The organism is Streptomyces sp. NPDC042638, from assembly GCF_040647235.1.
Classification (GTDB): Bacteria; Actinomycetota; Actinomycetes; order Streptomycetales; family Streptomycetaceae; genus Streptomyces; species Streptomyces rameus.
In genome coordinates, this window is record NZ_JBEZBT010000045.1 from 16,659 (window position 1) to 28,869 (window position 12,211).

The following is a 12,211-nucleotide window of genomic DNA, read 5'->3' on the forward strand; positions in this document are numbered from 1 at the left end:
GACGGTAGGTCCCGCCACTGACAATCGGCCGGGCGAGCGTGTGTGCGCAGGTCAGAGCGATTGTCAGTGGCGTGGTGCACGGTTGGTGCCAGATCCGAACCGGCCGAGCTGGAGGGGGCCTCAGCCATGACTGTGTCCGTGGGACCGACGACCGCCGGGACCGACCGCGCAGGAAACGCACAGGTGTTGCGACCGCACGCCGAGCACGCCTTCGCCGCTGAACTCGCCGCGCTGGCCGCCCAGGACGACCGCCCGCGCCCGGCCCGCTGGAAGCTGTCGCCGTGGGCGGTGGCGACGTACCTGCTCGGCGGCACCCTGCCGGACGGCACGCTGATCACACCCAAATACGTGGGGCCGCGCCGCATCGTCGAAGTCGCCGTCACCACGCTCGCGACCGATCGCGCCCTGCTCCTGCTCGGCGTGCCCGGCACCGCCAAGACCTGGGTGTCGGAACACCTGGCCGCCGCCGTCAGCGGTGACTCGACGCTGCTGGTGCAGGGCACGGCCGGCACGCCGGAAGAGGCGATCCGCTACGGCTGGAACTACGCGCAGCTCCTCGCCCACGGCCCGAGCCGCGACGCCCTCGTGCCCAGCCCCGTCATGCGCGCCATGGCCGAGGGCATGACGGCCCGTCTGGAGGAGCTGACCCGCATCCCGGCCGACGTGCAGGACACGCTGATCACGATCCTGTCCGAGAAGACCCTGCCCATCCCGGAGCTGGGGGAGGAGGTCCAGGCGGTCCGCGGCTTCAACCTCATCGCCACCGCCAACGACCGCGACCGCGGGGTAAACGAACTCTCCAGCGCCCTGCGCCGCCGCTTCAACACCGTGGTGCTTCCGCTGCCGGAGAGCGCCGACGCCGAGGTCGACATCGTCACCCGCCGGGTCGAGCAGCTCGGCCGCTCCCTGGAACTGCCGGCCGCGCCCGACGGCATCGAGGAGATCCGCCGGGTCGTCACCGTCTTCCGCGAGCTGCGCGACGGCATCACCGCCGACGGCCGTACGAAGCTGAAGTCGCCCAGCGGCACGCTGTCCACGGCGGAGGCGATCTCCGTCGTCGCGGGTGGCCTCGCGCTCGCCACCCACTTCGGTGACGGCGTGCTGCGCCCGGGAGACGTCGCCGCCGGCATCCTCGGCGCCGTCGTCCGCGACCCGGCGGCCGACCGGGTCATCTGGCAGGAGTACCTGGAGACGGTCGTCCGCGAGCGCGAGGGCTGGACCGACTTCTACCGTGCCTGCCGCGAGGTGAGCGCATGACCGGCACCGGCGGGAGCACGGTGTACGACGCCGGACCGCTGCTCCTCGGTGTACGGCACCACGGGCCCGGTTCCGCGCGTGCGGTGCGGGCCGCGCTGGAGGCCGCGCGTCCCGCCGTCGTCCTGATCGAGGGCCCACCCGAGGCCGACGCGCTGATCCCGCTGGCCGCCGACCCCGGCCTGCGGCCCCCGGTCGCCCTGCTCGCGCACGCCGTGGACGAGCCCGGCCGCTCGGCCTTCTGGCCGTTCGCCGAGTTCAGCCCCGAGTGGGTGGCCATCCGATGGGCCCTGGAACAGGGGGTCCCGGCCCGCTTCATCGACCTGCCGGCCACGCACACGCTGGCGTGGTCGGACGAGCGACCACGCGAGCCGGGTCCCGGGAGCAGTCCCGAGAACGGTCCCGGGGGCGGCGACGGGGGTGATGCCCGCCAGGTTACGGCCGGGGCCGGGGTTGGGGGCAGGGCGGATGTCGGTGGGCCGGGCGCCGGCGGACCGGGGGGTGGCGACGGAGAGGTCGGCTGCGAGGCGGGGACCGGAGGCGGGGCGGACGTCCGTGGGTGCGGGGGCCGTGACGGGGAGAACGCCCATGGGTCCGAAGCCGGAGTGGGAGTCGCTGCCGGGGCCGGAGGGGGAGCCGGAGTCGCTGCCGGGGCCGGAGGGGGAGCCGGAGTCGCTGCCGGGGCCGGAGGCGGGACTGGGGCCGGAGCCGGGGCTGGGTCCGGGGACGGGGCGGGCGGCCGGGAGGCCGCGTCTACCACCGGCGGTGAACAGGTCCGTGTCGACCCCCTCGCCGTGCTCGCCGAGGCGGCCGGGTACGACGACCCCGAGCGCTGGTGGGAGGACGTCGTCGAACACCGGGGGCCGGGCGCGCGCGATCCCCTCGCGCCCTTCGCCGCGGTGGCGGAGGCCATGGGCGCGCTGCGTGAGCGGTACGGCGCCGGCGGGCGCAGGCGGGACCTCGTCCGCGAGGCGTACATGCGGCTGCGGCTGCGGGAGGCGCGCAAGGAGTTCGGGAGCGCCGTGGCCGTGGTGTGCGGTGCCTGGCACGTGCCCGCGCTGCGCCAGAAGACCACCGTCACCGCCGACCGGGCACTGCTCCGGGGACTGCCCAGGACCAGGACGGACCTGACCTGGGTGCCGTGGACGCACCGCAGGCTGGCCCGGGCCGGCGGATACGGCGCGGGCATCGACTCGCCCGGCTGGTACGGACACCTGTTCCACGCCCCCGACCGGCCGGTCGAGCGATGGCTGACCAAGGTGGCCCGGCTGCTGCGCGCGGAGGACCGGATCGTCTCCTCCGCGCACGTCATCGAGGCCGTACGGCTCGCGGAGACCCTGGCGGCGCTGCGGGGCCGCCCGCTGCCCGGCCTGGGCGAGACCACCGACGCGGTGCGCGCGGTGCTGTGCGAGGGCTCCGACGTTCCGCTGGCGCTGGTGCACGACCGGCTGGTGGTCGGGGACGTCCTGGGCGAGGTCCCGGAGTCGGCGCCGGCGGTGCCGTTGCAGCGCGACCTGGCCCGGCAGCAGCGCTCGCTGCGGCTCAGGCCCGAGGCGCTGGAGCGCGAGCTGGAGCTGGACCTGCGCGGCGACACCGACGCCGGGCGCAGCAGGCTGCTGCACCGACTGCGGCTGCTCGGCGTCGGCTGGGGCGAGCCGGCCCGGTCCCGGGGGAGCACGGGCACCTTCCGGGAGACCTGGCGGCTGTGCTGGGAGCCCGAGCTGTCGGTGCGGGTCGCCGAAGCGGGTGTGTGGGGGACGACCGTGCACACGGCGGCCCGGGCCAAGGCCGAGGCGGACGCGACGGCCGCGCGCTCCCTCGCCGACGTCACCGCGCTCGCCGAGCACTGTCTGCTGGCAGGACTTCCGGAGGCGCTGCCCGTGGTCATGCGGGTGCTCGCCGACCGGGCCGCCCTCGACACGGACGTCGGCCACCTCGCCCAGGCGCTGCCCGCCCTGGTCCGTTCGCTGCGCTACGGCGATGTGCGCGGCACCGACACCGGCGCGCTCGCCGAGGTCGCCGCGGGCCTCGCCGAGCGCGTCTTCGTCGGCCTGCCCCCGGCCTGCGTCGCGCTCGACGCCGACGCGGCGGAGGAGATGCGCGGCCATGTGGACGCCGTGCACACGGCGGTGGGCCTGCTGACGGAAAGCCTGGCCGAGGTGCCGGCGGGGGGTACCGCGGACGGCACCGCGCACGGCACCGGTGCGTCCGGGGACGGCGCGCGCCGGCACCCGGCCGGACACAGCGGCCACGCGAGCCACGGCGGGCCCGGCGGCGCCGACGGCGCCGACGGGCTGCGGGAGCGGTGGCGGGCCGTGCTGCGGCTGCTGTCGCTGCGGGACACCGCGCCCGGTGTCATCCGGGGGCGGGCCGTGCGGCTGCTGCTGGACGACGGTGCGCTGCGGCCCGAGGAGGCGGCCCGGCTGATGGGGCTCGCGCTGTCGCCGGGCACGCCGCCCAACGCTGCCGCGGCCTGGATCGAGGGTTTCGCCGGCGACGGGGGCGGACTGCTGCTGGTGCACGACGAGCGGCTGCTCGGTCTGCTCGACACCTGGCTGACCGGGGTGCGGGCGGAGGCGTTCACGGACGTCCTGCCACTGCTGCGGCGCACCTTCGCGGCGTATGAGCCGGGGGTGCGCAGAACGCTCGGCGAACTGGTCCGGCGCGGCCCCGGTGACCGGTCCGACGGGGCAGCCGCCCGCGGAGCCGCGGTCCCCGGCTTCGCCGCCGAACCGGACACCGCACGCGCCGACGCCGTCCTGCCGGTGCTGCGGCTGCTGCTCGGCCCGGACACGGACCACGGCACGACGCGCGGCACGCCGTACGGCGGAACCCGGGACGGAACGCACGGCACGACGCGCGGCACGCCGTACGACACGTCCCACGGCAGCGCGGTTCACGACAGCGCAGTCCACGGCGGCCGAGTTCACAACAGCGCGGTTCATGACAAGGACAGCCTCGCGAGGGTGGGCACATGACACACACGACGGCCGGGCCGGTACCGGCGCAGGGACCCGACCCGGCACGGGAGCGGCTGCGGCGCTGGCGGCTGGTGCTCGGCGGCGACCAGGCGGACGGTACCGGGTACACCCTGTCCGGCCGGGACGCGGCCATGGACGGCACGCTCGCCGCGCTCTACGGCAGAAGCGACAAGGCCCAGCCGGGCCGGGACCGGTCGGCGGGGCTCGGCGCCTCGGCGCCGTCCGTCGCGCGCTGGCTGGGGGACATCCGCGGGTACTTCCCGTCGTCCGTCGTCCAGGTCATGCAGCGCGACGCCATCGACCGGCTGGGCCTCGCCTCCCTGCTGCTGGAGCCGGAGATGCTGCAGGCGGTGGAACCCGACGTGCACCTGGTCGGCACGCTGCTCTCGCTGCACAAGGCGATGCCGGAGACCACGCGGGAGACGGCACGCGCGGTCGTCCGCAAGGTGGTCGAGGACCTGGAGAGACGGCTCGCCACCCGCACCCGGGCGACCCTCGCCGGCGCCCTGGACCGCAGCGCGCGCGTCCAGCGCCCCCGTCACCAGGACATCGACTGGAACCGCACCGTCGCGGCCAACTTCAAGCACTACCTGCCCGAGTACCGCACGGTCGTACCGGAACGGCTCGTCGGCTACGGGCGGGCCGCGCGGTCGGTGCGGAAGGAGGTCGTGCTCTGCGTCGACCAGTCCGGGTCGATGGCGGCATCCGTGGTGTACGCGTCGGTGTTCGGGGCGGTCCTCGCCTCCATGCGGTCGATCCGCACCCGGCTGGTCGTCTTCGACACGGCGGTCGTCGACCTCACCGACCAGCTGGACGATCCCGTCGACGTGCTCTTCGGCACCCAGCTCGGCGGCGGCACGGACATCAACCGGGCGCTCGCCTACTGCCAGGGACGGATCACGCGGCCGGCCGAGACCGTCGTCGTGCTGATCAGCGACCTCTACGAGGGCGGCATCCGTGAGGAGATGCTCAGGCGGGTCGCGGCGATGAAGGCGTCCGGGGTGCAGTTCGTGGCGCTGCTCGCGCTGTCGGACGAGGGGGCGCCCGCGTTCGACCGGGAGCACGCGGCGGCGCTCGCCGCGCTCGGCGCCCCGGCCTTCGCCTGTACGCCCGACCTGTTTCCCGAGGTGATGGCCGCCGCGCTGGAGAAGCGGCCCCTGCCGATACCGGAGACGGCGTGAGGCCGGGCCCGCGTGAGCGCGAGCGGACGTGGGCACTCGGTAGGGCGAGTGAGCGGCGCGGACAGCTCCGCGGGGTGGCCGTGCCCGGGTGACCGAACGCCATCGGTCCGTCCGGGCGGAAAGCCTCGTGGAGGGGGTCGGTGGTCCCCATTGGGGTGGGGACCAAGCGCCCCGGCTCCGGGGCCGGCCCGGGGCGTCAGGGGGTCTCACCGGGTCCACCCCAGCCCGGTGAGGCCTCGCGGAACCGCCCGTGAGCACGCGAGGGCACCCATGGAACGGCACGCTGTGCCAGGAAAACCGGCATCATGTGACAGGTATCACCGCTCAGGTGTGACCCGTGATTTAGAGGGCCCCCGCAAGCAGAGATAACCTGCGAGACGGACATGCCGCGCGCTCGGACACCGTGTGCGCTTCCCTAGTGACAGCGGACGTCACGTTGCCCTTCGCGGCACGCCCACGCATCCAACGAACCGCGAGATCACTGATAGGGACGGAAGCGCGTGGACCTGTTCGAGTACCAGGCGAGGGACCTCTTCGCCAAGCACGATGTACCGGTGCTGGCCGGTGAAGTCATCGACACGCCTGAGGCGGCGCGCGAGATCACCGAGCGGCTGGGCGGCAAGTCTGTCGTCAAGGCGCAGGTGAAGGTCGGTGGTCGCGGTAAGGCCGGTGGCGTCAAGCTGGCCGCCTCCGCGGACGAGGCCGTCGCCCGGGCGACGGACATCCTCGGCATGGACATCAAGGGCCACACGGTCCACAAGGTGATGATCGCCGAGACCGCCCCGGAGATCCTCGAGGAGTACTACGTCTCCTTCCTCCTCGACCGTGCCAACCGCACCTTCCTCTCCATCGCCTCCGTCGAGGGCGGCATGGAGATCGAGGAGGTGGCGGCCACCCGTCCGGAGGCCGTCGCCAAGACGCCGATCGACGCGATCGACGGTGTGGACGAGGCCAAGGCCCGCGAGATCGTCGAGGCCGCCAAGTTCCCGGCCGAGGTCGCGGACAAGGTCGTCAACGTCCTGGTCAAGCTGTGGGACACCTTCATCAAGTCGGACGCCCTCCTCGTCGAGGTCAACCCGCTGGCGAAGGTCGCCTCCGGTGAGGTCCTCGCCCTGGACGGCAAGGTGTCGCTCGACGACAACGCCGAGTTCCGCCACGACTGGGACGAGCTCCACGACAAGGCCGCGGCCAACCCGCTCGAGGCCGCTGCCAAGGAGAAGGGCCTCAACTACGTCAAGCTCGACGGCGAGGTCGGCATCATCGGCAACGGCGCCGGTCTCGTCATGAGCACCCTGGACGTCGTCGCGTACGCCGGTGAGCAGCACGGCAACGTCAAGCCCGCCAACTTCCTGGACATCGGCGGTGGCGCCTCCGCCCAGGTCATGGCGAACGGCCTGGAGATCATCCTGGGCGACCCGGACGTCAAGTCCGTCTTCGTGAACGTCTTCGGTGGCATCACCGCCTGCGACGAGGTCGCCAACGGCATCGTGCAGGCCCTGAAGCTCCTCGAGGACCGCGGCGAGAAGGTCGAGAAGCCGCTCGTCGTCCGTCTCGACGGCAACAACGCCGAGCTCGGCCGCAAGATCCTCACGGACGCCAACCACCCGCTGGTGCAGCGCGTCGACACCATGGACGGCGCGGCCGACAAGGCCGCCGAGCTGGCCCACGCCGCCAAGTAAGCACTCAGGACGAGGACACCAACACACCATGGCTATCTGGCTCAACAAGGACAGCAAGGTCATCGTCCAGGGCATGACCGGTGCCACCGGCATGAAGCACACCAAGCTCATGCTGGGTGACGGCACCAACGTCGTGGGCGGCGTCAACCCGCGCAAGGCGGGTCAGACCGTGGACTTCGAAGGCACCGAGGTACCGGTCTTCGGCACCGTCAAGGAAGCCGTCGAGAAGACCGGCGCCAACGTCTCCGTCATCTTCGTGCCGGAGAAGTTCACCAAGGACGCGGTCGTCGAGGCCATCGACGCCGAGATCCCCCTGGCCGTCGTCATCACCGAGGGCATCGCCGTGCACGACTCGGCGTCCTTCTGGGCGTACGCCGGCAAGAAGGGCAACAAGACCCGCATCATCGGCCCGAACTGCCCCGGCATCATCACCCCGGGCCAGTCGAACGTCGGCATCATCCCGGGCGACATCACCAAGCCGGGCCGTATCGGCCTGGTGTCGAAGTCCGGCACGCTGACGTACCAGATGATGTACGAGCTGCGGGACATCGGCTTCTCCACCGCCGTCGGCATCGGTGGCGACCCGATCATCGGCACCACGCACATCGACGCGCTGGCCGCCTTCCAGGACGACCCCGACACCGACCTGATCGTGATGATCGGTGAGATCGGCGGCGACGCCGAGGAGCGGGCCGCGGCCTTCATCAAGGAGAACGTGACCAAGCCGGTCGTCGGTTACGTCGCGGGCTTCACCGCGCCCGAGGGCAAGACCATGGGGCACGCCGGCGCCATCGTCTCCGGCTCCTCCGGCACCGCACAGGCCAAGAAGGAGGCCCTGGAGGCCGCGGGCGTCAAGGTCGGCAAGACCCCGACCGAGACGGCGAAGCTCGCCCGCGAGATCCTGGGCGCCTGAGTTTCCCGACTCCAGCTCGGTAGGCCCGCTCCCCGCGGTGGGGGCGGGCCTACCGGCTGTACGGGCCGATCGGGACGCCGAAGACTCGGGCGCGGGCACACCGCGTGTCGCCGTGACAGCGTGTCGCCGTGACGGCGTGTCGGCGTGTCGGCGTGTCGGCGGGGCGCCGTGCCGGCGGGGGGCGCCGTACGGCTCACCCCGGTTCCGGTGCCAGCCTTTCCGGGCCACTGGTCTCCGCCTGCCGCAACTTCGCCCGCAGCTCCTGGTCCTCGCGCGACAGCGGGCCCAGTCCGACGGGCGGCGGAACACCGTGTACCGCCTGGGCCGGGGCCACCGGTGCCTCGTACCGCGTCGGTGCCGTCCTCAGCGTGAGCGTCGTCGCGCCGACGATCGTCACCGTGAACGCGATGGCCGCCCGGGTCCAGAAGACGTTCCGGCGCTCACAGCCGGTCCGTACGATCGGCGGCCTGGCCGCGCTCAGCCGCTCGGCCGAGGCGAGTTCGAGCAGCCGGGTGTGCAGCCTGCCGGGATCGGCCAGCTCCGGCACCCGCGCTGCCACCACCTTCCGCGCATGGGTGAGCCGGTTCGCCGCGGCCGGGGTGCTCGCCTCCGTCTCCGCCGCCGTCTCCGGCAGGTCCAGGCCCACACCGTCGTACAGGACGAGCGTGCGCCGGTACGACGGCGGCAGCGTGAGCAGCACGTGCAGCAGTTCCCGGTCGGCGGGGTCGGCGGGCGGGGGTTCCGGCGACCGGTACCGGGGACGGAAGCGGTGCCAGGGGGAGAGCGCGCAGTCGTACGCCACCGCCCGCACCCAGCCGGCCGGATCCCGGTCCCGGGCCACCTCCGGCCAGCGCTGCCAGGCCAGCTGGAAGGCCCGCTCCACGGCCTCGCGGGCCAGCTCCCGGCGCCCGGTGAGCAGATAGGCCTGGCGTACGAGGGCGGGGGCGCAGAACGCGTAGAGGGCGTCGAATGCCTGAGCGGGCGTCAGGGGATCGGGACGGCCGGACGCGACGGACGCGGCGGCGTGTTGCTCCGGTTCCTCCGTTGTGGTGACCGGGCCGGACCGGCCGGGCGTTCTCTGAGCCGACGTCAGCGGGCGTGAGCGGCCCAGGCGTCGGCGTTTACCCGGCGGTGGCGGCGGGCTGGCTGAAGGCTGCGTCGTCGTCACCATGCGCCCTTTCGTGCGAAAAAGAACATAAACATATATTGAGCGACACTTCGGGGGTTCGCCTGTTACGCCGGGAAAGCGCGTGTCGTTGGGAGCATGGCGGGGTGATCCAGATGACCGCCCGCCGCTCGTCGTTGTCGCCCCTGCGCTCAAGGCTGCGCGACCGCTCGCCCGGACTCGGCGCGAGCCTGCTGGGCGGCGCCGTCGCGGCCGGGCTGGGCCTCGGTGCCCTCGCCGTGGTCGTCATGGTGCTGTGGGTCAGCTCGCCGTATCCGGACAGCGGACCGGGCGGGGCGCTGCACGTCGCCGCGGCCCTGTGGCTGCTGGCGCACGGTGTCGAACTGGTCCGCACCGACACGCTCTCCGGCGTACCGATGCCCGTCGGCGTCACCCCGCTGCTGCTGCTCACCCTGCCGGTGTGGCTGGTGTACCGGGCGGCACGGGACGCCGCCGACGCGTCCGCCGAGCCGGACGGCCCGCCACCGGTGCCGGCTCGTACCGCGTGGACGGGCGTGGTCCTCGGCTATCTGGGTGTCGGCGCCGCCGCGGTGCTGTACTGCTCCGGCGGTGAACTGCGCCCGGAGTGGACGTGGGTGACGGTGTGTCTGCCGGTGGTGGTGACGGGCGCGGCCGGTGCCGGGGTGTGGTCGGCGTACGGCTGTCCGCGCGAGCCCCTGCTGAGCGTGCTGGAGGTGCTGCCGGGCCCGGTGCGGCGACTGGTGTTCGGCGGGGACGAACGGGCCCGGCTGGGTGCGGCCGTACGGGCCACCGGTGCCGCGACGGCGGTGCTCCTCGGGGGCGGGGCCCTGCTGGTCGGGGCGTCGCTGGTGTGGCACGGCGAGCCGGCGCGGGCGTCGTTCCTGCAGATGACGGCGGGCTGGACGGGACGGTTCGCCGTACTGCTGCTCGGCGTGGCGCTGATCCCCAACGCCGCGGTGTGGGCCGCGTCCTACGCGCTCGGCGCCGGCTTCGACCTCGGCACCGGGCATCCGGTCGGTCCGCTCGCGTCCCATCCCGCCCCGCTGCTGCCGCCGTTCCCGTTGCTGGCCGCGGTGCCGGACCCCGGCGCCGGTACGCCGCAGAACTGGGCGGCGGGGCTGGTGCCGGCGGTGGCCGGGATGACGGCGGGGTGGTTCGTGGCGCGGGCGGCCGTACGGCGGCCCAGGACCGGGGAGCGGGCGCGGGCCCGCTGGTCGGCCGCCGGGACCGCCGGCGTGGTCCTGCTGACGGCCGCGGTCTGCGCGGCGGCGCTGGCCCTGCTCGCCTTTGCGGCGGGCGGCTCGCTGGGTGTGGCCGCGCTGGCTCGGCTCGGCCCGCTGTGGTGGCGGACCGGCGGAGCGGCCGGGGCCTGGACGCTGGTGTTCGCGCTGCCGGTGGCGCTGGTCGCGCGGGCCTGGCGGCTGCGCCGCCGGCGCGCGCGCCGCGGCGGCGTCCCGGTGCAGGCGACGGGAGCGGGCACCGCGGCCGGGCAGGGGGCGAAGGGCGGCGACGGGGTGAAGGGCGGCACGGCGGCGGTGCCGCCGACGGCCGCGGCGAAGGCGGGGGAGCCGGCGAACGCCGAGCAGGCGGGTCCTGCGGTCGCGGCGGCTCCGGTCCCGGAAGCGGACGGGTCGGACGGGTCGGACGCGGGGGGCGGGGGGGACGCGGCGGTGCGGACCGGCGGGGTGCAGGCGCTCGCCGAGGCAGCGGCGGGCGAGGGCGCGTCGGGTCAGGGGGCGGACGCGGCCGACGGCGCCGCGGACGGGACCGGCTCCGGGGCCAGGGGCAAGGCCAAGGGCGTCGGCAAGGAGAAGAAGGCGCCCAAGGGCAGGACACCGGCGCCCGCGCGAACGGCGGCCACCGTCGGGACGGCCGAAGTCGCGGAGGAGGACCTGTACGACTTCGTCCCCGCCGAGGACCCGTTCCCGACCCCGTTCGCCGAGCCCTTCCGCGGCGAATGGCACGACGACGTCGCCCGCGCCTCCCGCTGGGCGGCCCTGAAGGAGGCCGCGTCCCGGGACGCCGCCGACCCCGCCCCCTGGCCGACTCCGGAGCCCCGCCCGAAGCCCCACGACGGGACCCGGCCGGGCACGGACGGCGGGACCCGGCCGGGGACCGACGGCGGGATCCGGCCGGGGACCGACGGCGGGATCCGGCAGGAGCCCCGGCCCGGTCCCCGCTCCGACCCGCGTTCTGACGCCCGGCCGGACTCCGCCGAGTGAGCGGCCTCAGCCGTTCTGCGTGCCCAGGACGCCGCGCAGTTCCCGCGGCAGCAGGGTGTTGCAGGACTGTTTCGCCTCGTGGGTGAGGGCGTCGCTGACGCAGGTGTAGTAGTCGCGGTAGACCAGCTGGACGGTGAAGGTCGAGGCGACCAGGACCAGGGCCAGGGAGGCGGTGATCAGGCCGCCGACGGCCGCTGTCGTCTGGGGACGGCCGGCCGGAGCCGCAGGAGCCGTCGGGTTCGCCGCACCCGCCGGGTTCGCCGAGGCGTCCGGGGCCGGGCGGCGCGGCTTGGCGCGCAGCGCGCTGCTGCCCCAGTACAGGGCCAGCGCGCCCAGCAACAGGGCCACGTACGGCCAGCTGAACAGGACGAAGAAGACCGACCACATGCCGGAGAGCAGTGCGTACCGCGCGCGGCGCTGCGCCGGGTCCGTCGGATCCCAGCGCATGCCGGGGCCGGCCGGACCGCCGGGCCCCTGCGGGCCGCCGCCCGGCCGCTCGCCGAAGCCGCCGGGGGAGCGTCCGGGCTGCCGGTCGCTCCACTGACCGCCCCAGGGCGCCCCGCCGCCGGGCCCTTCACCGCCGCCGGGCCCCTGAGCGCCCCCGGGAGCCTGCCCGTGCCCCTGACCGACACCCGGCTGCCCCTGCCCCTGCCCGGGACCATGCCCCTGCCCGGGACCATGCCCGTGACCGGGACGGTGCCCCGGTGAGCCACCGGGATGACGCGGCTGCCACGGCCGGTCCGGCGCACCCTCCGGCGGCGGCGCGAACGGATTGTCGTCCTGCCGCCCGCCGTCTCGCCCGGAACCGCCCTGCCCGGAACCGCTCTGACCGGA

8 protein-coding genes are annotated in these 12,211 nt (G+C 74.5%); 6 read left to right on the plus strand and 2 right to left on the minus strand.

The annotated features are described in order from the left end of the window. Positions 1–126 precede the first annotated feature (126 nt). The 5 genes from AB0B40_RS28675 (at position 127) to sucD (ending at position 8,008) form a co-directional block, all read left to right on the plus strand. Positions 127–1,257 carry an AAA family ATPase gene (locus AB0B40_RS28675; protein WP_345060367.1) on the plus strand — a complete coding sequence of 377 codons (1,131 nt, stop codon included), beginning with the start codon at positions 127–129 and terminating at the stop codon, positions 1,255–1,257. After that, positions 1,254–4,232 carry a DUF5682 family protein gene (locus tag AB0B40_RS28680; RefSeq protein WP_362266320.1) on the plus strand — a complete coding sequence of 993 codons (2,979 nt, stop codon included), beginning with the start codon at positions 1,254–1,256 and terminating at the stop codon, positions 4,230–4,232. The genes AB0B40_RS28675 and AB0B40_RS28680 overlap by 4 nt, the downstream gene beginning before the upstream one ends. Further along, positions 4,229–5,416 (plus strand): VWA domain-containing protein, encoded by a 1,188-nt coding sequence (locus tag AB0B40_RS28685; RefSeq protein ID WP_362266322.1) that lies wholly within the window; start codon positions 4,229–4,231, stop codon positions 5,414–5,416. The genes AB0B40_RS28680 and AB0B40_RS28685 overlap by 4 nt, the downstream gene beginning before the upstream one ends. 500 nt (positions 5,417–5,916) lie before the next feature. Beyond that, complete coding sequence (sucC, locus tag AB0B40_RS28690; protein WP_345060373.1) at positions 5,917–7,095, plus strand: ADP-forming succinate--CoA ligase subunit beta; 1,179 nt, start codon at positions 5,917–5,919, stop codon at positions 7,093–7,095. Positions 7,096–7,123: 28 nt separating this feature from the next. Beyond that, the gene (gene sucD / locus AB0B40_RS28695) at positions 7,124–8,008 is read left to right on the plus strand and encodes a succinate--CoA ligase subunit alpha (RefSeq protein ID WP_345060375.1); all 885 of its coding nucleotides are present in this window, start codon (positions 7,124–7,126) and stop codon (positions 8,006–8,008) included. Positions 8,009–8,201: 193 nt separating this feature from the next. Here the strand turns inward: sucD and AB0B40_RS28700 are convergent, their stop codons facing one another. Beyond that, positions 8,202–9,329, minus strand: a complete 1,128-nt coding sequence (locus AB0B40_RS28700) for a sigma factor-like helix-turn-helix DNA-binding protein (RefSeq protein ID WP_362266324.1) — start codon at positions 9,327–9,329, stop codon at positions 8,202–8,204. Between AB0B40_RS28700 and AB0B40_RS28705 the strand changes: the two genes are divergently transcribed. Further along, positions 9,290–11,377, plus strand: coding sequence for a DUF6350 family protein (locus tag AB0B40_RS28705; protein ID WP_362266361.1), 2,088 nt, complete (start codon positions 9,290–9,292; stop codon positions 11,375–11,377). The two genes, AB0B40_RS28700 and AB0B40_RS28705, sit on opposite strands and share 40 nt — an antisense overlap. Before the next feature lie 6 nt (positions 11,378–11,383). On the opposite strand, the gene AB0B40_RS28710 is transcribed toward AB0B40_RS28705, so the two are convergent. Further along, positions 11,384–12,211: hypothetical protein (locus AB0B40_RS28710; protein ID WP_362266326.1), on the minus strand; the 828-nt coding region annotated here is incomplete at its 5' end.